The following is a 20,328-nucleotide window of genomic DNA, read 5'->3' on the forward strand; positions in this document are numbered from 1 at the left end:
CCGCCACCCCCGGCGGGCGGTGCGCCCCGCCCCCAGGCCGGCCACCCGCCGGAACGGGCGCAGGGCGCACCGCCCCACCCCAGTCCCGGAGAGCACCGGGACGCCCCGAACGAAGGAACACCACATGACCACCGCCACGCCCACGCTCACCGTCGCCGACATCACCGTCACCACCGACAGCATGGGCCGCCCGTACGTCATCGTCCCGGACGACGTCGCCCGGCTGCTGCGCACCGCCTCCCTCGCCGGTATCGACCCCGAAGCGCGCGGCATCCACTTCGAGTCCACCCCGCACCCGGCCGACTCGTGGGTCGCCACCACCGTCCGCACCGTCTTCAACGCCGTCCTCGCCTCGCCCGTCGCCGACGAAGACCACCACGCCCACGGCCTGTGGCAGTACCGCAAGTGGGACGGCGGCACCTTCTACGGCTGGATCATCGGCGAAAGCGCGTGGAACGCCGACACCCGCTGGTGGCGCGATCACCGCCAGCACACCGACCTGATCTCCCGGGGCGCGACCATCGCGTCCAAGGACCGCGGTCGTCTCGCGGGCACCTGCACCTTCGTCTCCTGACCCCGACCGCGGCGCCGCCCACCACGCCCGTGGGCGGCGCCGCCGCGCCCCGTACGCGCACGCGCGCGTGTTGGACAGTCCCAAAAGTGCCAAAACCCCGTCTGCCTGCCCTGCTGCCGCTGTTCCGGCGGCGGGCCTGTGTGTGGCTTGTCCGCCGCTTCGAGGAAGGTTCCAGTCCCATGCCGCTGCCGTCTTGGCTCCGTGCCCATCTGCCCGCTGTGTCGCCGAGGTGGACGTTCGAGTCGTTCGCGGACGAGGTGGCCCGCCTGTTGGGGCTGCCCCCGGTCCCGTACGTCGGGGCGTTGTCGCGGAGGTTCGACACGGAGCACGTCTGGCTGCTGTGGAAGCCGGTGCGGGGTGGGGCGAGTGTTCTGGTGGAGCGGCCGTACGGGGAGCTGCGTGAGGCGGTGATGATCACGGTGCTGTGGCATCAGTCCCCGGACCCGGCCGATGTTGCCGCGATGATCCGGGCGTACGAGCGTCGTGGCCGTCGCCGGTCCCTTCGGTCCCTGTGCGGTCGGTTGCTGCGCCGCCGCTGACCCCCCTTTGAGTGTGCTGGTCGCCATCCCGCGGCCGGCCTTGTTCCTGCGGCGGAGAGCTACCGCCGTCCCGATGGAAGGAAGAGCGCGTGAGCGCGTACGTAGAGATCCCTCGCCCGTACGAGTCGGGCCCCGGTCGGTTCACGGTGGAGCTGCGGTTCCCCGCGGCGTCGAAGCGGCGGGCCGTTCAGCACCACCACGTGGCGTGGCACCTGGCCGGCGTCCACGGCGTGGAGGCGTCGACGCCGTACGCGGTGAACCCTCGCTGGTCGGTGTACGAGGAGAACTGGGGGAACGGGGAGCGGCACGGGTGGCTGGATGAGCGGCGGCTGCGTGTTGAGGGCGCGCCGCGGGCTCTGGCCGGGTACCTCGCGGTCCTGGGCCGGGTGCTGGACGAGGTGGAGGCCCTGGCGACCCGCGCGGTCCGGGTGTTCGGGGCGTGGAAGCGGTCTGCTGCCGCCGAGCCGTTCCTGGTGCACGAGGACGCGTCCACGATGCGCGCCCGGGTCCGGGAGTTCCGTGCAGATGCCCTGCGTGCCCTCGTGCGCGGTCTGGGCACGGCCGGAGGGGATGTTCCCGGGCGGGATGCGTCCCGGCCGCTGTGGGAGCAGTACAAGGCCGTTGCCGGGGAGGTGTGGGCCGCCGCGGGCGGGATCGACCTCGAGGGGGCCGACGACGAGGCGGTGTCGGCGCTGGTAGCGCGGATGGCGCCCGCGGTCGTCGTCGAGGCGGAGCGCCTGGCCGTCCTTGAGGCCGCCCGGGTCGAGGCGGAGCACCTGGAGGCGGAGTTGCTGCGGCCGGCCGGTGCGGTGCCGGTCGAGGAGGCCGGCGAGGCAGACGCCGGGCAGGGCGCGCTGTTCCCCGTGTCGGATGCGCGGCCGCCGCTGGTGGTGAAGCCGCGCCGGTTCCCCGGCCGCCGGGGTCGTCTCCGGCCGGAGGTGCACGCGGTCCCCGCTGAGGCGGTAGAGCGGCTGTACGGCGGGCGTTCGTCGGTGCTGGGGGTGGGCGCGGACCGCCGGCGGTTCGTCCCCGTGGCCTGACCGGTTCGGGTTCCGCCAGTCCCCCGCGAGTCTCGTTGAGTACAGCTTCGAGACTCGCGGGGGTTTTCCGTTGCATGTTTCCTGGGGTCACTCCCCCCGACGGTCTCATTGCTGTACTATATGAAGTGTTGGCGGAGAGCACCGCCGACGTCCCGAAGGAAGGAAGCACGATGAACGCTGCCCTGGTAATGGAGACCACCGCGCGGTTCGCGGAGATGCGCACCGTCCTCCACTCCGACGCCCCCACGGACATCCCGCGCGAACAGTCCGACGCCTACAGCTTCAGCATCCTGGCCGGGAAGACCCTGCGGGAGTCCGTCATCAACGGCGGCGACGGTCACCCGGACCTGATCGTCCGGTGCGTCGAGTACATCGACCCCGTCACCCAGAAGACCCGCTACGGCGTCGACTACTGGTCGGTGCACCGCTACTGGTCCAGCGACCACGGCTCCCGCGCCCTGGCCGAGATGTCCTACGAGAAGGCGGTGCGCGACGAGTTCGCGAAGCCGACGCTGATGCTCACCCGGGCGCGGTTCACCGCCGGTCTGGCCAGCTTCTACGACGCCACCGACGTCATCTGACCGGTCCCCTCTCGCCGGGGCGCGACGCGCGCCCCGGCACCCGCCCCAGCTCGCCGCACGTTCACCGAGGAGACCCGTCATGAGCACCACCCCCACCGTCGAGCGCCCCGTCTACCCGGAGTGCCGCCGCTCCTGGATGCAGGACAGCGACGCCCCCACCTGCTTCGCCTGGATCACCAAGCGCGACATCTTCCGCGCCGAGCAGGCCCAGCTCCGGGCCGACAACGCGCTGCGCTCGATGAACACCGACCGCGCTGAGATCCGCTACTGGGCCGCCCGCCCGGAGGAGCGCAACGCCCGGCTCGCGGCCCTCGCGAGCCAGCGTGACGACGCCTGGACGGAGGCCGGCGCGCTGCTCGCCCGACAGGCCGAGTGCACGTGCACCGGCCCGGACATGTGGCGCTGAACGGCCCCTCCCGCCGGGGCGCGACCGTACGCGCCGCGCCCCGGCACCCTCCCCAGCATCCCTTCGTTCTCTGGAGACCCCGTTGCTGTCCCTGCCCCTCACCCCGCCGCGCGTGGACCACGCACCGGCGGAGGCCATCGACCGGGCACTGTTCGCCATCGCCGACTACCGCAGGAACGGCCGCCGCGCCCACCTCCGGCCCGGCCCCAACAGCACCCCGAACTACCTGCTGCGGACCCTGGTCGACCTGATGACCAGCACCGACCGGCGCGAGGTGTACTACGACATGATCACCGCGACGGAGATGGTGGCCGAGCTGATCGCCGAATCCGGCGGCACCAGCACCCACCGAGAGGCCGTGCTGTGCCACGTGGCGGCGGACCTGCACGCCGCCCGCAAGCACCACCCGATGCCGCCGGCCGCCTGACGCTTCCCGTCCCCCTTACCCGCTCACCACTCCATCAAGGGAGAACCCACGACATGCCCACGAACACCACCCTCGACCAGTCCGCGCCGCGCCCCCTCGGCTGTCTCCCCGGAAGCGCCGACGTCCCCCAGGTGAAGGCCGCCGTCCGTCTCCTCACGCACGACGGGCAGCCGCTCGCCGCGTTCAACGAGCGAGGCCAGTGCATCAGCGCCGGTGCCTACCTGGACCCGCGCCGGGCCACTGGCGAAGTCGTCCTGGCCTACTGCGGCGAGGACGGCACGACCACGGACGAGCACGAGCGGCGCGACCGCGAGCTGACCACCCGGGCCTACGCCGACCTGTTCGCCACCGCCGGGTGGGGCGTCACCGAGTACCGGGACCGCGACCAGGCCGGCGTCGAGCGACTGGCCCGGCTGATCCTCGCGCACCCGCCCGTCCGGTTCCCCGTGGACACGGCCGCCGTGTACGTGCCCGACCCGGCCGAGGACTACCGGGACGTCGTCATCATCCGGTCACTGCCCGCGGGCAGCACCGTGGAGGCTCTGAGCGCCCGCCACGGCAAGACCATCCGCGTTGCCCTGGACAAGCTGCAGCCGCTGCCCGAGCTCGCCCCGGCGCCCGAGGGCGAGATCACCGACTGGTGGACGATCACGGACGCCCAGGGCCAGGAGATCACCCGCGTCCAGGCGTCGGACAACCCCAGGGCCCGGAAGGCGGCGATGCGCGAGGCTCGCGTCCGCGCCGTGGTCCGCCGTGACAAGGGGTTCGCCGTCCGGCGTCTCCGCTCCTCCGAGCTGGCCGTGCCCGTCGGGGAGCTGCGCTGCCCGTCCCGTACCGCGTAGCAGCTCCCGCCGGCCGGGGCGCACCGTCCGCGCCCCGGCCGAGCCGTTCTGACACAGCTTCCGCGGCGTGACGTTTCTTCATACGTCCGCCTGGTCACTGTTCCACCCCTGCAGGAGTAGCGAGATGACGCCGTACGAGCGCCTCATGGCCGAAGAGTGGCCCACCGGCAAGTTCGGCCGCGCCGAGCACGTACCGCGTCATCCGCTGCCGCCCCTGCCCGAACGCCCCCCGGAGCGCCGCCCGATACGGCCCTGGACGCCGGAGGAGCAGGCGCAGCACCGCGCCGACCTCCTGGCCGCCCTGGAGACCTGGCAGCCCAAGGGCGAGGCCGCCAACCGCAAGCGCGCTTACAACCGCGAGTACACCCGGCAGACCACGCGCCTGCGCCGGCATCTCCGGCTCGTCCCCCGCCCGCGCCAGAACCGCCCGGACACCGAAGCCGCTTGACCACCACACACCCAGAAAGGCACCGCCATGCGCTGGATCGTCACGCCCCGCCGCCGGAAGCCGAACAGCCACCGATGGGTCCCCGACCGGGCCGAGTTCGCCCGCTGGCCGTGGCCGCTCGAGGTCGCGTCCCTGCCCGTCGCCCGCCCTGCCTGACCAGCCATCCGAGAACGGAACACCATGCCCAACCAGCTCGCTGTCGTCCGGTCGCTCCGCCAGGACGTCATCGGCCCCCAGCATCACTACTCGTTCGGGGAGATCGCCACCATGCCGCCGGAGGCGTACGACGCCGTCACGGACGCGATGGCCGCGATCCTCGAGCGGGTCGCCGTGGCCGTCGACTGGCGGCGCCTGCTCGTCGAGGCGTCGTGGCGGCACATGACGCTGCACCCGGACCGCAAGGAGACGCTGCTCCGGTACCAGAGCGAAGCCGCCGGCGTGTGCGGCGAGTGCCTCGCCGAAGCGCTGCTGCAGGAGCGCACCGGCGCCCCGGCCTGGGAGCGGCACCCGGAGGCCGAGTTGCGACACCAGGGCGTCGACTGGGCTGAGACCGTCGCCGAGGTCCTCAAGCACCGTCGGGGCGTCATCGAGCACCACTACCGGACGCCGCACCGCGGCCGGACCGTATGAGTGCCCGTATCACCCTGCACTGCGACCGCACTTGGCGTTACGGGAGCTGCACCGGCCAGATCCTGACCGATGCCCTCACCGTCGACGAGGCCCGGGCCGCAGCCGGCCGCCGTGGCTGGCACTGTCGCCCCGACGGAAGGGACTACTGCCCCACCTGCTCCGGGCAGGGCCCGCAGCCCGCGGCCGCCGCCGTCGCCGTCCTTCACCCCGACCGCCCTTCCCACACCACCAGGAGAAGACCATGAACACCCACATCGGCCGCTCGTTCCCCGGCATGGAGCCGCACCTCGAGGCTGCCTGCCCGTGCCCGAAGGCGCCGTGCGGACTCGTCGTCGAGGAGCAGGCCAGCGAGGCATGCGGCCAGCACCACTACACGGCGGCGAAGACCATGCGGCAGTCGCACCCGGCGGACGAGTGCCCGGCCGTCAAGCCCGAGCAGCCCACGTACCCGTACTGCTACACCGACGCCCAGAACCACCGCCTGACCCTGCGCACCGCTCTCGACGCGGCCCGGGCCCCGTACGTGTCGGTCCAGGCCGAGAACCTCGCCCAGGGCGGCGCCGACGTGTCCGTCTGGCTCACGGTCGAGCAGACCGACGCCCTTGATGCCGCGCTTCACAGCGGGAGCCCGTTCCACGTGGCCGACCACACCGGTGACACGCTCGCTGTGCTGCCGGGTGGTACGTGGACCACGTTCGAGGTGACCCGGCAGCCGGTCGACGACGAGGAGGGCGCCGCGGTGCGCGTCGTCGTCCTCACCGGCCGGCTGCCCGAGCTGCGTGACGCGCTCGCCACGGCCGCCCGGTACGCGCAGATCCGCGCCACCGGGGACGAGCAGAAGCCGCGCGTGCTCACCCCGGCTGAGCATGACCGGGCGTGGCACGCGATCGAGGGGGCCGCCGGGGAGCCGGGGGCCGACCCGGGCACGATCCTGAACGCCGTCCTCGCCGCGCTCGGGATTCAGCCGCCCAGCGCCGAGGACTGGCAGGCCGCCCGGGAGGAGCTGCACGGCCGCCTGGGCAGGCAGGACGGGGCGCAGCGCCGTGGCCGGTGAGACGAGCGAGGCCCGTGCCCTGGTCTGCCACTGGTGGGAGGACGGGCGCGGCGGCCGGTACCTGATCCCCGGGTGCTACGCCCGGGTGGAGAACCCCGACCTCGAGGTCTGCCACTGCCCCACGGTCGAGCAGCAACTCGAGGCCGCGCGCCGCCGGGACGCCGCGGCGGGCCGGGCGCTGCGCGGTCTGCAGGCGTGGCACGACGCGATCGTCCGGACCGTCTACGACCACCCCGACGGGATCGCCATCATGAAGGCCGCCGCCGGCCTGGCCGAGCGCGGGTACGGCAGGGAGGCGCGCCGTGGATGACTGGTCCGGTACCGACCTGGGCGACTGCGATCTCGGCGACGACTACCACTCTCCCACTCCCGTCGACCACTGGTCGGAGTTGCTGTTCCAGCCGACTTGGTGGCACGACCCCGACGGGAGCATCTGGCGCCTGGACGAGATGGACGAGATGCGGTGCAGCCGCGTCTACGGGTTCATCGCCGGGCGCGAGGACGAGACGGGGACGCGCCTGGCGTGGGAGAGCACCCATGGCCCGGGCCCGCACGGGGACGTGGCGACCGACGCGTACACCCGCGCTCTCGACCAGCTCTTGGAGATGGTGGGCCGCCGCGGGTGGATCCATGACACCGAGCTGATGCAGGCGTTGCGGCGCCGGATGCGGGGCCTGCCGGCGGTCGAAGGCACGTGCTTCTGCGGCTACCCCGTGGAAGTCGGCTGGGATCACTCGGCGTGCCACGCCGGCATGGAGATCGCCTAACCCTGGGACTTGTAAAGCACCTTACGTATCCCGTAAGGTGCTTTACATGACGGAGATCGAGTACACCGCGAACTACGTGACCCAGGTCGAACTGCGCCGCGCCTACGACCGGCTCGGCCACACCTCCACCGCCCCCGCCTGGAGCGCCGTCCTGCTGATCCGCCCCACCCTCACCATGGCCTGGGCCTGCCCCGTCCTGGCGTCGCCCGAGGAACGCGAGGAGCGCCCCAGCCTCTCCGACTGGCACGTCATCGCCGAGGCCGGCGAGCTGGACTGGCCCCCGCTGAAGCCGGAAGAGGAAATCTGGCCGGCGCTACTCGCGAAGCACCCGGTGCCCACCGGGGAGGAGGCGGAGCGCTCGGCCGCCATGTGGGGCCAGAGCGTCGAGGAGATGCACCGCGACCACCTGCGCCGCCACTACCTGAGCGACGCCCACATCGGCGGGATGAAGCGCAACAAGACGGACGTGAACTTCGACCCGGTCGTACGCGACTGGGACGTCACCGCCCGCGAACTCGCCGAGTTCATCGACACCCACCGCCCGCCGCGCCTGACCACGGAGCAGCGGGTCATGGCCCAGGGCGTGCGACTGGCCCGGCTGGAGGCGCAGGTCGAGATCGCGAAGGTGAGCCTCGCCCGCCTGATGCGCAACGCGGCCCGCGACCAGGGCGAGAAGCTGCGCCACGGCTTCAAGGCCGACATGGTGGCCTGGTCCGGGAAGTCCCGGCCCACCGTGGACGCCTGGCTGGCGGACAGCGGCTGCTGCGAGGGGGCCGTCCCCGACGAGGACGGTGTCTCGCTGCCCGACCACGCCCCCGCCGGCCACTGACCCTCACACACCGACGGGCGAAGAGCACCGCCCGCGTCCCGAAGGAAGGAACACCCCGATGGCGAAGTACGACGTGACCCGGAAGTGCGGACACGAGGAGCGGGTCGACCTGATCGGACCGCACAGGAAGCGGGAGCAGACCCTCGAACGGCTGGAGAGCAGCGACTGCTACAGCTGTGTGGAGGCGCAGCTCGAGAAGGAGAACGCGAAGAACGCCGCGGCGGCGAAGGAGGCCGGCTGGCCCGCGCTGACCGGTACCGTGCGGCAGGTGGCGTGGGCGGAGACGCTCCGCACGAAGGCCGTGGAAGAGCTGCGGGGGACCGCGGGCTGGTGGGCGGAGAAGTACCCGGAGGCGCTGGGGGACCCGGGGCCGTTCATCGAGACGGCGATGCTGGCCGTGGAGTCCGCGTCGTGGTGGATCGACAACCGGAACGACCTGGTTGCCGCCGGCGTGGGCAAGGCAGGCGCGGACGTCGCCAAGAGCCTCGGTCTGCTGAAGCCGCTGGCCCGTGAGGATCTCGGCCCGCACGTCGTCGTCCGGCCGGTCATCGAACTGCCCTCGATGGGCTCCCCGTGGAGGAGCCGGAAGTTCCGGGTGGCGGTGTGCTCGTGTGGGTGGAAGGCGCCGCACCAGTACAACGCGGCAATGGCCGCGGCCGAACACATCGAGGGCCTGGACGACGACGTGAAGGCGGAGATCCGGCGGGCGCACCCGCAGGACGAGCCGCACGCGTGCACGGAGGACCTCGGGCTGCGCCGGTGCGCGATGCGGCCGTTCCTGCGGGACTAGGCCTGGCCAGGCGCCTGCCTGACTATCGTGGGCGCTACGGCGCGCACCGGCTGCTTCGGTGCGCGCTGGTCTTCCCCGCAGCAGCGGGGTTCTCTACGGGCCTGGGGCCCGTTCCTCCCCCGTGGCCGGGGGACACGCCGCACCACGGCGTCACCGGACCCTCCAGAGCCTGAAAGGCCCCTGCCATGAGTGCACCCGTCATCATCCGCGACGACATCCGGCAGCTCCTCGCCAGCACCGGTGAAGACCCGGTCCTGTACCTCAAGGCCGGCCCCGACGACGAGGGCGGGTCCCTCGAGGTCGACGTGTGGGTGTCCGCGTACGTCCACCGCTCGAAGGTCATCGTCCACCGGCACGAGGTCGTCGACGCGCTCGGCGACTCCCCGGACGATGACGAGGTGGACGACTACCTGACCATGCTGGAGCAGACCGTGGAAGACGTCGCGGCCGGCCTGGCATGACGTGAAGGCGCCGCGCCTGTCAGTGCGGTGCGGAAGAGTACGTGGGGCGGAGCCACTGAAGCTGACTCCGCCCCACGCCAGTATCAAGGAGACCTTGTGAGTGACCGCGCGTACCCCCCTCAGTGCACGCATGAGCTGTGGCTGCCGACGCTGGACTTCGTCCGGTCCAGGGCTGCCGTGGCGTGGGCGTACATGATGGATCAGGGGGTCCGGTTTGTGGTGCCGCCGCACGTGGCCGCGCTGCCCCGGGTCGAGGACCGTGCCGCGGCCCTGGCCGACGCTGAGCGGGAGCGCCTGGAGACGGCGGACCTGTACCACTTCGACACGGCGGCCTGCGAGGCGACCGACGCGGTCGAGCTGCGGCACCAGGTGCTGGAGCAGCTCCTGCCGTCCGCGTCGGGGTTCCTGGTGTGGGAGCGGCCCCCGATGCACCTGCGCAGCGGGATTCCGATCCGCGCGGCTTCCTGGGGCGTGGCGTACGACGGTGGGACGTGGGTGTCGTGGTGGAGCGACACACAGGTCGCGCTCGACCTGGGACTGTGCGGGTATGACACGCGGCTGGTCAACGGGCCGCTGACGTTCCACGAGGAGGTGCACCTGCCCCGGCAGGCATGGCCCGTCCAGGCCACCGACCCCGCCAGCGCGGAGGCGGAGTACGGCATGTTCCGCGGCCTGTTCAGCGCGTGGGCGGCGATCGACACCGGGGCCGTGGAAGAGAAGCTGATGCCGGCGCTGCCCCGGACGCGGAAGACCGCGCGCCGGGAGTTCCAGCTCGAGGCGCCGCCGGTGCGGTGCTTCACCCCGTCGACGTCGGGCGGCACGACGACGTCTCCGCAGACGATCGTGCGGCGCACCCTGGCCGGCCTGCTCCTCGATCGCCCGTACCCGGGGGAGCTGCCCGCCGAGCTGGCGCCGTGGCACTGCTACACCAAGGACGGCGGGCACTCTCTCCTGGTGGTGCTGGATCCGGTCGAGGAGGGCTACAAGGCGTCGGCGGGCGGCCCGGCCCGGATCGAGGACGCGTGCGTGCCGGTCCCGGTGAAAGCCGTGCTGCGCGCGGGCTGGCGCATCGGAGACGGTGGGTACGTCCGTACGTCCGTCCCCTACGACCCCGACCTCGGCGTGATCACGGACCCGGAGGACGACGAGTTCTGACGCCCTGCCCGACGGTCAGTGACCTGCCCTATCCTGCGGGGGAGGTACGAACACGCGAAGCCCCGGCCACTCCCTATGGCCGGGGCTCCGTGTGTTCCGCGCGGCTACGACCGTCGCTTCTTCTGTTCCTTCTCTTCCCGCTTCATGCGCTCGAGGACGGCGTTGAAGACCGTGGGGTCCTTCTCGTCGGCGAACGCCTGCAGGAGGTGGAGCTGCACCTGGGCCCGCGGGATGCGGCCGCGGTTCAGCTCGTCCGCCAGGGCGATGGCGCGGGCGTCGACGGCGCGTTTCACGGCCGGCGGGATCGCAGGGACTCCGGACGGCGGCAGCTCCCCGAGGAGGACGCCCTTGATCGTCATGGCGAGGACTTCGGGGTCCTCGTCGTCCTCGAGCTTGAGGTCGCCCGGCATGAGCTTGACCGTCTCACGCAGACGGGCGGCCGTCACCTTGTCCGGCCCCTCCACGTTGGCGACCAGGACGTACACGGCCACCGCGGCGTTGAGGCTGTAGGCGTTCTTCACCGGGACAAGTTCCCGGATCTGGCCCGGGTTCACCTCGAAGCCGCGCGCCATGAGGACTTCACCGATCGGCCAGGCCGCGCGCCACTGGTTGCACTTGGAGACGCTGATGCCCTTCTCGACCTCGGCCCACTCCTCGATCGTGGAGTAGCAGCGCTCCGGCTCGAGCTTGTGGGGCGTGGCGCGGAACAGCCGGCCGACGGCCATGGTGTCGAGTGCCTTGGCCGCCATGACCCACGCGAGATCGTGAAGGTCGATGCTGTCCTTGCACTGCCGGAGCCGTTCCTCCTCCTCGGCGGTGAGCGCGCCCTCCCCGGCGGGCTCGACCGGGTCGGGGACCTTGTGCAGGCCGGGCCGGACTTCCTCGACGGCAGCGGCGATCTGCTCGGCGATTTCCTTCTCCCGGGCCCGCTTCCGTTCTCTGGCGACCTTCTCCTCGGTGCGCGAGAGAGCGGTTGCGGTCTTCTTCGGATCGGTGGCGTCGTCCCAGCCGACCTCGAACGTCTTGCTCACGCTGCCTCCACCAGGCGGGCCTTGATGGCGATGTCTCGGAAGAATCCGGCCGTGTCCGAACGGGGCCGGAAGAACTGCACGGGTTTGCCCTCCTCGCGGGCCTCTTTCAGGTCCGCGGAGCGGATCGGGATCTCACCGAGGTAGGGCAGCCGCGGGTGATTCTGCAGCGCCTGGTAGACGGCCCGGTCGAAGTCGCCCATGGACTTCATGACGCGGCCGATGACGATGCCCAGGTGCTGCAGCGAGTCCTCGGGCAGGCCGAGGTCGTCGATGACCTTGATGTGTGCGGCGAGCTGCCGGGAGACGGCTTTCATCGCCCACCGGTCGACGTCGACCTGGACGATCACCCTGTTCGCGGCGACGGCCTGCGCGTTGGTGTCGGTGTCGATGGCCGGCCGCTGGTCCAGGAGGATCGTGTCGTACTCGCCGTGGAAGTGGGCGAGCATCCGCCGGTAGCGGTACTCGCCGCCGGTCAGTTCCCGCAGCCGGGACGGCAGATAGATCATGTCCAGGTCGGCGGGCAGGACGTGGATGTTGTCGAAGGGCTTGGCGACCAGAGGGTGCGGGTCGCTGCCGTCGATGACGACGGTGCCCTGGGTGGGGCCTTCCTCCTCGTCGAGCATGTCGACCTTGAAACCGTCGGTGGCGTTGCCCTGGGGATCGCAGTCGACGACGAGGACGCGCTGGCCGAAGTGCGCCAGTGCGCCGGCCAGGTTGATGACGGTGGTGGTCTTGCCCACGCCGCCCTTGTAGTTCGTGACGGCGACGATGTTGGTGGCGGGCGGGGACGTCCCTGCGGTATCGGTCATGAGGGGACGATAACCAGGGCGGCGGCCCGTTTTCGGCGGTGTGCCCGTATCGAGGCCGGGGCGCCACGTGGTAGGGCCCCGTACGTCACTCGTACGGGGCCCCGACAGCTTGCACAATTGTGCAGGTTCGATCTTGGTCAGCAGCCGTAGGTGCGGTGCTGGGCGGCGTGCGCGGTGATGGCCTCGTCTACGGCGGCCGGGCCGTAGTCGGGCCAGTACCGGTCCTCGAAGTGGATGGTGGCGTCGGCGGACTGGTAGAGCAGGAAGCCGGACAGGCGGCGCTCCCCGGACGTGCGGATGATCAGGTCGGGGTTCGGCAGGCCCCAGGTAGACAGGAAGTAGTCCACGGGCAGCGTCCGCCGGCCGTCGTAGTCGGGGGCGTCCAGGGCGCGGGCGACGGCCTGGCGGACGTCGGCGCGGCCGTCGTAGCCGATGCCCAGGCAGACGGTCATTCCGGACCGTTTGCGCGTGCTGCCTTCGGCCCGGTCCATGGCGGCCAGGAGCCGGGCGGGCACCAGGTAGTTGCCGGAGAAGTGGGACAGGATGCGGATCGGACCGGTGGACGCGGCCGCCTCCGTGTCGAGCAGGTCGACCAGGACGTCGGCGAGGGCTTCGACCTCCGCATCGGGGCGCCCGAAGTTCCGGTCGGACATCAGGAACACGGACGCGGTCTGGACGCCGATGGTGCGGCAGTGCTCGAGGACCTGGTGGACGACGGCCGCGCCCTGCCGGAAACCCTGCTCGATGGTGGTGCTGTGGGCGCGGGCCCAGCGGCGGTTGCCGTCGGCGATGAAGCCGATGTGGCGGGGGACGTCGGGGAGGTCAGCGGCGGGCGCGGGAGCGGTGGTCGTCTGCATGACCGGGAGGAGTACAGACACGGGGGCCCTTACGTCATGCGGTGAGCGCGGCGAAGACGATTCCGGCGGTGGCGGTGCCCGCGGCGGCGCCGGCGATGGTCTGGGCGAGGGTGTGGTCGCGCAGGGCGATCCGGGACCAGGCGATGACGGCGACGAGGGGGTAGGCGAGCCAGACGAGCGGGCCCCAGGTGAGGGCGAGCATCGCGAGGGCGCCGCCGGCGACCGCGGTGTGTACGGAGATTTTCCAGGTCCACAGGGCGGTGGGGATCTGCAGGGCCGCGAGGGTGGCGACCATCGCGGCGGCCAGGGCGACCATCTGCCGGGGCGCGTCGAGGACGAGCATGCCGCCGATACCGACGGCGACAGACCCCATGATCGCGGGGATGAGCCGCTTACGGCGTTCGACCTGGCCGACGTGCCTGTCGTCCCACAGGCCGGCGCGTTTGCCGCGCTGGATGAGCAGTAGGGGTATCACCGCGGCGAACAGGACGGCTTCCAGGCCCCACAGGGCGCCGGTGAGCGGGTTGGTCTGGGCGAGGCCAACGCCGAGGCTCACCGCGACGATGACCTTGGCGGGGTCCATGCCGTCGGTGACGAGGCGGGCTGCGCGGTTCTCGACGGTGGTGGGGGTGGGGCTGGTGATGGTCATGCGGCGACTTCCAGGGCGGTGTGGCCGGCGAGCCGGGTGGCCGCGGCGGCGAGGTGGGGGGACGCGTAGTGGTGGGCGACCCTGGCCAGCCACTGGGCGTTGGAGAGCAAGTCGTTGCGCAGGGACAGCACTGTCTCGGCGGGGTGGGCGGCGCACGGGGCGCCGTCGACGGCGTGCATGCGGGCGACGCGCAGGCAGAGCGCCTCGCGGGCAGCGCGGGCGTCGGCGCCGTGCAGACCTGCGGCACGGGCCTCCTGCAGGGCGCGCCGGTGCAGGTCCTCGCTCACCCACGGCAGGAGTTCGAAGCAGGCGTCGGAGATGTCGACGACGCGTTCGTCGAGGCGCCCGTACAGGTCGCGGCAGCGGCGGCGTTCCTCGCGGGCGGAGGGGGTGGTGTGCAGGCGGCGGCGGATGACGTCCGGGGGGAGGACGGAGACCAGTTCTTCCCACAGGGGGCGGATCGCGATCAGGCCGCGGCGCTTGCGGGCCTTGCGCAGGAGCAGCTCGGCGGCCCGCACGGAGCTGCCGGCGATGACGAGGAGGATCGTCACGAGCTGGATGAGGGACCCGCCGCGGTGGAACGCGGCTTCGTCGAGGGGGTAGGTCCAGCCGGTGAACCCGCACAGGAGGAAAGAGAGCCGGTAAACGGGGTACAGGGCGCCCGCGCCGGCGCCCGCGGCCATCAGGCGCATGCACACCGAGAACAGCCGGTCGTCGGTGCGTCGGGCGACGGTGAGGCAGAGCAGCGCGGAGGGTACGAGGGCGGCGCCCATGCTCAGCAGGTACAGGGCCAGGTGGGTGGTGCCTGCGATGTCGCCGTACTGCGCGGACATGTAGTCGCGGGACCCGTCGGGGGCGAGGACCGACGGGGCGGAGTAGGGGAAGGCGACGGTGGAGATGATGCTGGCGACGGTGAGGGTGGCCAGTCGGGGCTTGAGGGCGACCCAGCGCCGCCAGGCGGGTTCGCGGTCGCCGTGGGGCACGACGTCCTCGACCCAGCCGACCAGGAGGGTGCAGGCGATCATCACCAGGAGGTGCTTGGGCAGGACCGCGGCGTCGGCCATGCCGGTGATGCCGTTCAGCCAGTCCTCGAGGTAGGACAGGCGCAGGGTCGCGCCGACGGTCAGGGCGGTGAAGGTGTAGAAGATGACCCGCTTGCCGGGGGTCTTCGGCCAGTAGTAGGCGCGGACGGCGACCACCAGCCACAGAGGGATGGTGGTGCACAGGTCGATGAGGTCGTCGGTGGGCACAGCTTCCTGCTGACGTGGGGGGGATTAGAGACGGTGATGCAGCCGGCCGACGAGGGGATCGTCGTGCCGGGTTTCGCGGGCCTGCTCGGCGGCGGCGCGCCGCAGGAGGTACGCGTACCGCTCCGCCTCGTCCTCGATCTGCTGGTGCTGCGGGTCCTGCGGGCCCTCGTGGGAGCGCGCGCGGCCGAGGAGGCAGCCGCCGAGGAAGGCGGGGCTGAGGAACTGGTACTCCTGGGGAGGCTGGGGCCGGGGTGTGGGGGCCGGCAGGACGAGCGGGGTGTGCCCGAGTTCGATGTGGCCGTTCTCGTGGCTGAGGCTGTGGGTGCCAGCAGCTCCGGTGAGAGCCGGGTCGAGCCAGACCACATCGCTGTCGGCGTCAGGCCGGGTCAGCCACAGGGCGTTGGCGTGGAGGCCAGGGATCGGCGAGGGGCCGCGCCACAGCTCCAGGGGCCGCCAGTAGCGCTGCCGCATCACCTCGAAGAGGCTGTCGACCGTAAGCGGGTTGGGGACGGGGAAGGCCGCAAGAGCTGTGCGGATCTTGCGGTCATGGGGGTTCTGGATCACCGGAGCTGAACACCTGGGGCTTAGTCGTGGGCCACGCGAGCGCGGGTCTGGTTCTCGAGTTCCTCGATCTGCTGGAGCTGTTGGACGAACCGCGCGGCCCGCGCCTGGCCGTCGGGTGACAGGCGCCGGGCGGTTCGGGCGAGCACGGCAACGGTTGGTTCTGGTTCGCTGCTGAACATTTGACGTCTTGAATCAACAAAACGTTGCGCTTCGGTCATGACCTTCTCGGCGGTCTCGCTGACGGCGTTGAAGGTGTCCAGGGGGACCTGGAAGACGTCGGCGAGGACGGAGGCGTACTGAACGCTGGGGCTTTTGATGTCGCCCTTGCGCAGGCGGCGGATGTACTCGCCGGTGATGGTGCCGGCGCCGAACTTCTTGTTGATGGCGTCGGCGATCTCGGCGTTCGTGTACTCGACGAACGTGCCGGGCTTGGTTGGGTCCTCCTTGGCGCTGGCCTCGAACAGGAGGTTCAGGCAGTCGGCGAAAGTGCGCGACGCCTGGGCATGAGGGTCTGCGGTCACAGTGGTCTTCCTTGGCGGGATGGCGAAGGCATCACCCTACCCGGCGTCAACGGATTGTTTGCGGACGGGTAACTTTGAGCATCGGATCGTTTGACTATTGCCCGGTCGACCATCTTTGATGGTTCCGGAGCGCAACCTTCCGGCGACCATCGGTCACCGGCATGCGTGCCTGCGCGCCGCGTATTGCCGCACGTCAGCCCTAGAGAGGCCCCCATGCCATCGCTTCACCCTCCCGCCTTCCCGCCCGAACCGCCCGCCCCGGCTTGGGCGGCTTAACCCTCCACACGCTACTCGTACTCGAACTGACATTCGAGGCGTGTACCTGACGGAACGGACCACCGTGACGATCTCCGACGCCGCACCGCACAACTGGCCACCGCGCACCCCCGTCCTCACGGGGCAGAGCACCGACACGACCGGCCTTCTCGGCACGGAGAGTGCGCTCAGCTTCTCGATCGGCCCCGAAGTGTCACCCATCGAAGCGATGGAGCAGGTCGGGACGATGACGGCGATGACTCTGCCCCGCTTCCTGACCGGGGCGCCGAACGCCGCCGAGGTGTGCGCGGCGGCCCAGGCGGTCCTCACGGAGCTGGTGGACGTCACCGCCCGCCACAGGGTGAGCGCCCACCTGGTGGGCCGGGTCGCGTATGACGGCGCGCACGTCACGGTGTCGGTGGGGGACATGGGCCGCCCCCTGCCCGCGCCGGAGGAGGAACCGGGCCTGTACCTGGTGCACCGGGTCGCCGACGAGTTCGGGCAGTACGCCGGCGACCTCGGTGGCCGGGTCACCTGGGCCGCGGTCGCGGCATGACAACGCCCCCCGGCCGGGCTCCGGCAGGGGGGCGTGCAGACGACAGGGCCCTACAGGTCGAGGACGGCACGAACAGCGCGGTCGACGCGCTCCATGTCCGCAGCGGAGAGGTAGCCCTCGTGCTTGCCCTGCTCGAAGCGCAGGGGCCGGAACGCCGCGATGTCGGGGGCCATGACGACACCGCGCACGGGGTGCTCGATCGGCACGGTGACCAAGGTGTCCCGCGCGTCGTCGGCCTCCTGGACCACCGCGCAGAGGATGCCGCCCGGGTGAAGCCGGATCACGGCGTTGTTCTCGATGACCACGACGGTCCGTTCCCGGCCCACGGTGGGGATGCGCCACACCGCCCCCCGCTGGATCTGGCTCACGCGGCGGCCTCGATGTCTGCCTCGGCGGCCTCGTACACGTCGTCCGCGGCGTCCCGGGCGCGCAGCCGTGCGTACTCCAGCATCCCGTCGTTGATCAGCTTCTCCTCGAGGGCCTGTTCCACGAAGGCGGAGAAGTTCGAGCCGCCGGCACGCTTGGCACGCTGCTCGAGGTCCTGGGGCAGCGTGATGCTGACCTTGCTCCTTGCGGGCGTGTTCGGTGTCGTCATGCCATCCATCCTACCGTCGGGATGACTCAGGTGTAAGGTGTGATCGCCGACACGAAAGTAGCGGCAAGCACGCAGAAGGGGCGCCAACCTGGCCCGGTCGACGCCCCGACTTCCTACCCGGTCCTCAGCAAAGGGGGTAGGGACTGCTTGCGACGAGCATACAGGCTGTCCGGCGCGGACCGCTCGGTTCCACGCCAGCTTGTGGTATTCGCGTTGCGCAGTTCCTGCTCTCTGCACCACAGAGAGAGATCACATGAGCACCATCCACATCGGCGCCGCGCTCGACGAACCCGCCGACCTCACCCCCGTAGAACGCCTCCTCCTGGTCCTGATCGCCCGGGACGCGGAGGAGGACGGCGCGGTCTTCACCAGCGCCGTACACCTCGCCCGCTCGGCGAACATCACCCCGAGGACCGCCACCCGCTCGCTGCACCGCCTGCACGAGGCGGGCCTGCTCCAGCGCGCCCGCGGCATCGGTGAAGCCGGTGCATGGGCCTGGCGCCTGACGCTCCCGGCCCCGGCCGGCGCCGAGGAGCCGCAGGCATGACGATCAAGCACATCGCGATGGCGCTCGAGGCGGGCGGCCTGGACGGCCCGGAGAAGCTGCTGCTGATCGCCTACTGCAACCGGACCGACGATCACGGCTACTGCTGGCCCGGGCAGCAGCGCCTCGCCGACGACTGCGGCACGTCCCCGGCGACGGTCAAGCGCGTCAAGAAGAGGCTGGTCGACAAGAAGCTGATCGTCTCGGTGCGGCGCGTCGACCCGAAGACCGGCGAACCGATCACCAACCTGACGCGCGTGAACATCGAACTGCTGGCCGCCATGAAGCGTGCGCCCGCCGACTACGACGACAACATCGTCGAGAAGCTCACGTTCGACGCCGACGCCCCTCTGCCCACCAAGAAGAAGAAGGCCCCGAAGAACAGAAATCAGGGCGCTGACCAGGTGAGGGCTCAAGATGAGCCCGACCCTGTGGACAACCCCGGCACCCCCTCTGACCTGCTGAAGGGTCAAGATGAGCCCGGCCCTGGGCTCAAGATGAGCCCGACCTCGGGTCAACTTGAGCCCGACCACGGGCTCAAGTTGGGCCCGACCTCGGGTCAGGTTGAGCCACTAAACCTCAGCCACCCACCACAGAACCCTAAGGAAACCGTCCGTCCCTCCGTAGGTTCCACGGACACCCCCTCGACGGACGGAAGGACGGACGGAACGAAGCCCCCCACCCGAGAGATCCCCCTGACCGAAGGCGTGCGGTTCCTCCAGCAGCTCGGCAACGCGAACCCACGGCTGATGATCACCGGCAAGCCGCTGCAGGATCAGGGCCTGGTCGTCGACGAACTGTTCGCCCGGGGCTGGCAGGACGAGGTCCTGTGGGAGCTGCTGACGCGGCCTCTGCCGCAGCCGCTGCGCAAGGACGTCAGCGCCATCATCGCCAAGCGGCTGCGGGACGCCCTGGCCTCGCCGCTGCCCAGCCCGCGCCCGGCGTGGGAGGACGAGCCGACGCCGACGCCCCGGAAGCACGTTGCAGGCGCGGACCCGGTGATCCGGCGGAGGTACGAGTGCCAGGGCGACCAAGGGCTGTGCGGTCGCCCGGTGGAGTGCGAGGGTGATCTGTGCCCGCAGTGCGCGAAGGCTTCGGCCCCAGCGTGGTAAGCGGCCCCCGCGACGACGCAGCCCGCCCCGGAGAGGTCCGGGGCGGGCGGTCAGCCGGTCTTGCGCAGGCTGCTGGCGCCGTCGGCGGTGAGTTCGGCGAAGTCCCGGTCGTAGTACCAGGCGACGGGCTTGCCGTCCTCGAGGTCGACGATCGCCCAGGGGCACAGGCGGCCCTGGAAGCGCTTGTTGTCCTCGGGCCGGTGGCGGACGACGAACCGGGCCGGCGGGGCGTCGTCCTCGGCGCGGCCGCCGATCCGGGCGAAGCGTTCGGCGATGCTCTCGTGGACCGCGGCCGCGGCCGCGGGCGGGGTCGGCGGGGAGGGCCGGCCGCCGCGCGGGGGCATCGGCAGGTCGCCCTCCCGTACGCCGAGCTCGACCAGGACCTCGGGCAGGGTGCCCAGGCGCCGGGCGATGATGTAGGCGTTCTGCTCGTCGCAGGTGCCGGCCTCGCGGTTGCCGAGGCGGGTGTAGGCGGCCAGCAGCTCCTGCAGGGCCAGACCTGCGGCCCGCTCGTCACCCGCTGCACGGGCGGCCCGGACGGCATCGAGGAGCGGCGCGTTCTTCGCGGCGAACGAGTCGGACACGTTGGGGCTCCTACCCACGGTGGGACCGGCAGGAACGCCACGCTACTACCTCCACCCACAGCCTTTGATAACGGGCCAGGGCGCCCCCTCCCCCTAAGTGCTTTCGTGCGCGCGACCCTCCGCGCCTCGCGGCGCGGCTGGCAAGGAGGGAGGGGCGCCCTGGCCCGTTATCAAGAAATTCAGGAGGTAGGAACCGGGGTCCGGGCCGGGTCGTGACGGACCCGCATGACGCGGACGCCTCCGGCTGTGCGGTGCAAGCGCAGCACGCCGCGGCGCCGGCCCTTGCGCACCGCGGCGGTCAGCAGGTGGCCGGGGACCCCCGCGGCCCGCAGGCGCCGCGCGGCCTCGGTCATCGGGATCCAGTCCCCGAAGGGGATCTCCATGAGGAACGCGTCGATCCGGTCGACGCCGGCGGGGGTGGTGAACGTGCTGGTCACGGCTGCTCCTTCGGTCGGGAC

The 20,328-nt window shown here is 71.3% G+C and carries 32 protein-coding genes; 21 read left to right on the top strand and 11 right to left on the bottom strand.

Translation table 11 applies throughout. The features are described 5' to 3' along the window. Positions 1-124: 124 nt before the first annotated feature. The 18 genes from ACFYOJ_RS28205 to ACFYOJ_RS28290 all read left to right on the top strand — a co-directional run bounded on the left by ACFYOJ_RS28205 (position 125) and on the right by ACFYOJ_RS28290 (position 10,543). On the top strand, positions 125-574 hold the full coding sequence (locus ACFYOJ_RS28205) for a hypothetical protein (protein WP_388598165.1): 450 nt from the start codon (positions 125-127) through the stop codon (positions 572-574). Positions 575-753: 179 nt separating this feature from the next. Continuing rightward, a complete protein-coding gene (locus ACFYOJ_RS28210) occupies positions 754-1,113 on the top strand; it encodes a hypothetical protein (protein ID WP_356555557.1) in 360 nt (119 codons plus the stop codon). Positions 1,114-1,202: 89 nt separating this feature from the next. Beyond that, the gene (locus tag ACFYOJ_RS28215; RefSeq protein ID WP_356555558.1) at positions 1,203-2,153 is read left to right on the top strand and encodes a hypothetical protein; all 951 of its coding nucleotides are present in this window, start codon (positions 1,203-1,205) and stop codon (positions 2,151-2,153) included. A 170-nt stretch (positions 2,154-2,323) separates the two neighbouring features. Beyond that, entirely contained in the window at positions 2,324-2,734 is a 411-nt protein-coding gene (locus ACFYOJ_RS28220; protein ID WP_356555560.1) for a hypothetical protein, read from the top strand. 79 nt (positions 2,735-2,813) lie between these two features. Then, positions 2,814-3,140, top strand: a complete 327-nt coding sequence (locus tag ACFYOJ_RS28225; protein ID WP_356555561.1) for a hypothetical protein — start codon at positions 2,814-2,816, stop codon at positions 3,138-3,140. Between the two features lie 82 nt (positions 3,141-3,222). Then, positions 3,223-3,567 (top strand): hypothetical protein, encoded by a 345-nt coding sequence (locus ACFYOJ_RS28230; RefSeq protein ID WP_356555563.1) that lies wholly within the window; start codon positions 3,223-3,225, stop codon positions 3,565-3,567. A gap of 53 nt (positions 3,568-3,620) precedes the next feature. Beyond that, complete coding sequence (locus tag ACFYOJ_RS28235) at positions 3,621-4,409, top strand: hypothetical protein (protein WP_356555565.1); 789 nt, start codon at positions 3,621-3,623, stop codon at positions 4,407-4,409. Between the two features lie 124 nt (positions 4,410-4,533). Continuing rightward, positions 4,534-4,857 (top strand): hypothetical protein, encoded by a 324-nt coding sequence (locus ACFYOJ_RS28240; RefSeq protein WP_356555567.1) that lies wholly within the window; start codon positions 4,534-4,536, stop codon positions 4,855-4,857. A gap of 27 nt (positions 4,858-4,884) precedes the next feature. Beyond that, on the top strand, positions 4,885-5,013 hold the full coding sequence (locus ACFYOJ_RS28245; protein WP_356555568.1) for a hypothetical protein: 129 nt from the start codon (positions 4,885-4,887) through the stop codon (positions 5,011-5,013). Between the two features lie 24 nt (positions 5,014-5,037). Then, on the top strand, positions 5,038-5,487 hold the full coding sequence (locus ACFYOJ_RS28250; RefSeq protein ID WP_356555570.1) for a hypothetical protein: 450 nt from the start codon (positions 5,038-5,040) through the stop codon (positions 5,485-5,487). Continuing rightward, complete coding sequence (locus ACFYOJ_RS28255) at positions 5,484-5,732, top strand: hypothetical protein (RefSeq protein ID WP_356555571.1); 249 nt, start codon at positions 5,484-5,486, stop codon at positions 5,730-5,732. The genes ACFYOJ_RS28250 and ACFYOJ_RS28255 overlap by 4 nt, the downstream gene beginning before the upstream one ends. Then, positions 5,729-6,541, top strand: coding sequence for a hypothetical protein (locus ACFYOJ_RS28260; RefSeq protein WP_356555573.1), 813 nt, complete (start codon positions 5,729-5,731; stop codon positions 6,539-6,541). The genes ACFYOJ_RS28255 and ACFYOJ_RS28260 overlap by 4 nt, the downstream gene beginning before the upstream one ends. Then, positions 6,531-6,851 (top strand): hypothetical protein, encoded by a 321-nt coding sequence (locus tag ACFYOJ_RS28265; RefSeq protein WP_356555575.1) that lies wholly within the window; start codon positions 6,531-6,533, stop codon positions 6,849-6,851. The genes ACFYOJ_RS28260 and ACFYOJ_RS28265 overlap by 11 nt, the downstream gene beginning before the upstream one ends. Continuing rightward, positions 6,844-7,308 (top strand): hypothetical protein, encoded by a 465-nt coding sequence (locus tag ACFYOJ_RS28270; protein WP_356555576.1) that lies wholly within the window; start codon positions 6,844-6,846, stop codon positions 7,306-7,308. Before ACFYOJ_RS28265 ends, ACFYOJ_RS28270 begins: the two co-directional genes overlap by 8 nt. Positions 7,309-7,354: 46 nt before the next feature. Next, on the top strand, positions 7,355-8,137 hold the full coding sequence (locus ACFYOJ_RS28275) for a hypothetical protein (RefSeq protein ID WP_356555578.1): 783 nt from the start codon (positions 7,355-7,357) through the stop codon (positions 8,135-8,137). Between the two features lie 58 nt (positions 8,138-8,195). Further along, positions 8,196-8,927: a hypothetical protein gene (locus tag ACFYOJ_RS28280; protein ID WP_356555579.1), complete on the top strand. Its 732-nt coding sequence runs from the start codon at positions 8,196-8,198 to the stop codon at positions 8,925-8,927. Between the two features lie 185 nt (positions 8,928-9,112). Then, positions 9,113-9,388: a hypothetical protein gene (locus tag ACFYOJ_RS28285; protein ID WP_356555581.1), complete on the top strand. Its 276-nt coding sequence runs from the start codon at positions 9,113-9,115 to the stop codon at positions 9,386-9,388. 96 nt (positions 9,389-9,484) lie between these two features. Next, positions 9,485-10,543 (top strand): hypothetical protein, encoded by a 1,059-nt coding sequence (locus ACFYOJ_RS28290; protein WP_356555582.1) that lies wholly within the window; start codon positions 9,485-9,487, stop codon positions 10,541-10,543. Positions 10,544-10,647: 104 nt separating this feature from the next. Here ACFYOJ_RS28290 and ACFYOJ_RS28295 read toward each other — a convergent pair whose 3' ends face one another. From ACFYOJ_RS28295 to ACFYOJ_RS28325, 7 genes are all read right to left on the bottom strand, one after another. Next, on the bottom strand, positions 10,648-11,574 hold the full coding sequence (locus ACFYOJ_RS28295; RefSeq protein ID WP_356555584.1) for a hypothetical protein: 927 nt from the start codon (positions 11,572-11,574) through the stop codon (positions 10,648-10,650). Beyond that, entirely contained in the window at positions 11,571-12,383 is an 813-nt protein-coding gene (locus ACFYOJ_RS28300; protein WP_356555586.1) for a ParA family protein, read from the bottom strand. The genes ACFYOJ_RS28295 and ACFYOJ_RS28300 overlap by 4 nt, the downstream gene beginning before the upstream one ends. A 137-nt stretch (positions 12,384-12,520) precedes the next feature. Then, positions 12,521-13,240 (bottom strand): polyprenyl diphosphate synthase, encoded by a 720-nt coding sequence (gene uppS / locus ACFYOJ_RS28305; RefSeq protein ID WP_356555588.1) that lies wholly within the window; start codon positions 13,238-13,240, stop codon positions 12,521-12,523. Between the two features lie 34 nt (positions 13,241-13,274). Then, entirely contained in the window at positions 13,275-13,889 is a 615-nt protein-coding gene (locus ACFYOJ_RS28310; RefSeq protein WP_356555590.1) for a phosphatase PAP2 family protein, read from the bottom strand. Beyond that, a complete protein-coding gene (locus ACFYOJ_RS28315) occupies positions 13,886-15,139 on the bottom strand; it encodes an MAB_1171c family putative transporter (protein WP_356555592.1) in 1,254 nt (417 codons plus the stop codon). The genes ACFYOJ_RS28310 and ACFYOJ_RS28315 overlap by 4 nt, the downstream gene beginning before the upstream one ends. A 24-nt stretch (positions 15,140-15,163) precedes the next feature. Continuing rightward, positions 15,164-15,703 carry a hypothetical protein gene (locus tag ACFYOJ_RS28320; RefSeq protein WP_356555593.1) on the bottom strand — a complete coding sequence of 180 codons (540 nt, stop codon included), beginning with the start codon at positions 15,701-15,703 and terminating at the stop codon, positions 15,164-15,166. A 20-nt stretch (positions 15,704-15,723) separates the two neighbouring features. After that, a complete protein-coding gene (locus ACFYOJ_RS28325) occupies positions 15,724-16,224 on the bottom strand; it encodes a hypothetical protein (protein ID WP_356555595.1) in 501 nt (166 codons plus the stop codon). 316 nt (positions 16,225-16,540) lie between these two features. Here ACFYOJ_RS28325 and ACFYOJ_RS28330 point away from each other — a divergent pair, with 316 nt between their 5' ends. Then, entirely contained in the window at positions 16,541-17,035 is a 495-nt protein-coding gene (locus tag ACFYOJ_RS28330) for a hypothetical protein (RefSeq protein WP_356555597.1), read from the top strand. 50 nt (positions 17,036-17,085) lie between these two features. On the opposite strand, the gene ACFYOJ_RS28335 is transcribed toward ACFYOJ_RS28330, so the two are convergent. Both ACFYOJ_RS28335 and ACFYOJ_RS28340 read right to left on the bottom strand, forming a co-directional pair. Next, positions 17,086-17,403: a type II toxin-antitoxin system PemK/MazF family toxin gene (locus ACFYOJ_RS28335; RefSeq protein ID WP_356555599.1), complete on the bottom strand. Its 318-nt coding sequence runs from the start codon at positions 17,401-17,403 to the stop codon at positions 17,086-17,088. Further along, positions 17,400-17,630, bottom strand: coding sequence for a hypothetical protein (locus tag ACFYOJ_RS28340; RefSeq protein ID WP_356555601.1), 231 nt, complete (start codon positions 17,628-17,630; stop codon positions 17,400-17,402). Before ACFYOJ_RS28340 ends, ACFYOJ_RS28335 begins: the two co-directional genes overlap by 4 nt. 253 nt (positions 17,631-17,883) lie before the next feature. Between ACFYOJ_RS28340 and ACFYOJ_RS28345 the strand changes: the two genes are divergently transcribed. Beyond that, a complete protein-coding gene (locus tag ACFYOJ_RS28345; protein ID WP_356555603.1) occupies positions 17,884-18,177 on the top strand; it encodes a helix-turn-helix domain-containing protein in 294 nt (97 codons plus the stop codon). After that, positions 18,174-19,286, top strand: coding sequence for a helix-turn-helix domain-containing protein (locus ACFYOJ_RS28350; RefSeq protein WP_356555604.1), 1,113 nt, complete (start codon positions 18,174-18,176; stop codon positions 19,284-19,286). Before ACFYOJ_RS28345 ends, ACFYOJ_RS28350 begins: the two co-directional genes overlap by 4 nt. 50 nt (positions 19,287-19,336) lie before the next feature. Here ACFYOJ_RS28350 and ACFYOJ_RS28355 read toward each other — a convergent pair whose 3' ends face one another. Together ACFYOJ_RS28355 and ACFYOJ_RS28360 are read right to left on the bottom strand one after the other, a co-directional pair. Beyond that, positions 19,337-19,870 (bottom strand): hypothetical protein, encoded by a 534-nt coding sequence (locus ACFYOJ_RS28355; protein WP_356555606.1) that lies wholly within the window; start codon positions 19,868-19,870, stop codon positions 19,337-19,339. A 179-nt stretch (positions 19,871-20,049) separates the two neighbouring features. Continuing rightward, complete coding sequence (locus tag ACFYOJ_RS28360) at positions 20,050-20,307, bottom strand: hypothetical protein (protein WP_356555607.1); 258 nt, start codon at positions 20,305-20,307, stop codon at positions 20,050-20,052. Between the last annotated feature and the right edge of the window lie 21 nt (positions 20,308-20,328).

Source organism: Streptomyces sp. NPDC006384 (assembly GCF_042870695.1).
GTDB lineage: Bacteria > Actinomycetota > Actinomycetes > Streptomycetales > Streptomycetaceae > Streptomyces.

Excerpts from the sequence above, each read along its gene's own strand:
- ACFYOJ_RS28235 (WP_356555565.1), top strand. The coding sequence starts at position 3,621 with ATGCCCACGAACACCACCCTCGACCAGTCCGCGCCGCGCCCCCTCGGC.
- ACFYOJ_RS28340 (WP_356555601.1), bottom strand. The coding sequence starts at position 17,630 with ATGACGACACCGAACACGCCCGCAAGGAGCAAGGTCAGCATCACGCTG.
- ACFYOJ_RS28300 (WP_356555586.1), bottom strand. The coding sequence starts at position 12,383 with ATGACCGATACCGCAGGGACGTCCCCGCCCGCCACCAACATCGTCGCC.
- ACFYOJ_RS28345 (WP_356555603.1), top strand. The coding sequence starts at position 17,884 with ATGAGCACCATCCACATCGGCGCCGCGCTCGACGAACCCGCCGACCTC.
- ACFYOJ_RS28220 (WP_356555560.1), top strand. The coding sequence starts at position 2,324 with ATGAACGCTGCCCTGGTAATGGAGACCACCGCGCGGTTCGCGGAGATG.
- ACFYOJ_RS28255 (WP_356555571.1), top strand. The coding sequence starts at position 5,484 with ATGAGTGCCCGTATCACCCTGCACTGCGACCGCACTTGGCGTTACGGG.
- ACFYOJ_RS28225 (WP_356555561.1), top strand. The coding sequence starts at position 2,814 with ATGAGCACCACCCCCACCGTCGAGCGCCCCGTCTACCCGGAGTGCCGC.
- ACFYOJ_RS28250 (WP_356555570.1), top strand. The coding sequence starts at position 5,038 with ATGCCCAACCAGCTCGCTGTCGTCCGGTCGCTCCGCCAGGACGTCATC.
- ACFYOJ_RS28280 (WP_356555579.1), top strand. The coding sequence starts at position 8,196 with ATGGCGAAGTACGACGTGACCCGGAAGTGCGGACACGAGGAGCGGGTC.
- ACFYOJ_RS28245 (WP_356555568.1), top strand. The coding sequence starts at position 4,885 with ATGCGCTGGATCGTCACGCCCCGCCGCCGGAAGCCGAACAGCCACCGA.
- ACFYOJ_RS28205 (WP_388598165.1), top strand. The coding sequence starts at position 125 with ATGACCACCGCCACGCCCACGCTCACCGTCGCCGACATCACCGTCACC.
- uppS (WP_356555588.1), bottom strand. The coding sequence starts at position 13,240 with ATGCAGACGACCACCGCTCCCGCGCCCGCCGCTGACCTCCCCGACGTC.
- ACFYOJ_RS28285 (WP_356555581.1), top strand. The coding sequence starts at position 9,113 with ATGAGTGCACCCGTCATCATCCGCGACGACATCCGGCAGCTCCTCGCC.
- ACFYOJ_RS28240 (WP_356555567.1), top strand. The coding sequence starts at position 4,534 with ATGACGCCGTACGAGCGCCTCATGGCCGAAGAGTGGCCCACCGGCAAG.
- ACFYOJ_RS28260 (WP_356555573.1), top strand. The coding sequence starts at position 5,729 with ATGAACACCCACATCGGCCGCTCGTTCCCCGGCATGGAGCCGCACCTC.
- ACFYOJ_RS28350 (WP_356555604.1), top strand. The coding sequence starts at position 18,174 with ATGACGATCAAGCACATCGCGATGGCGCTCGAGGCGGGCGGCCTGGAC.
- ACFYOJ_RS28210 (WP_356555557.1), top strand. The coding sequence starts at position 754 with ATGCCGCTGCCGTCTTGGCTCCGTGCCCATCTGCCCGCTGTGTCGCCG.
- ACFYOJ_RS28275 (WP_356555578.1), top strand. The coding sequence starts at position 7,355 with ATGACGGAGATCGAGTACACCGCGAACTACGTGACCCAGGTCGAACTG.
- ACFYOJ_RS28310 (WP_356555590.1), bottom strand. The coding sequence starts at position 13,889 with ATGACCATCACCAGCCCCACCCCCACCACCGTCGAGAACCGCGCAGCC.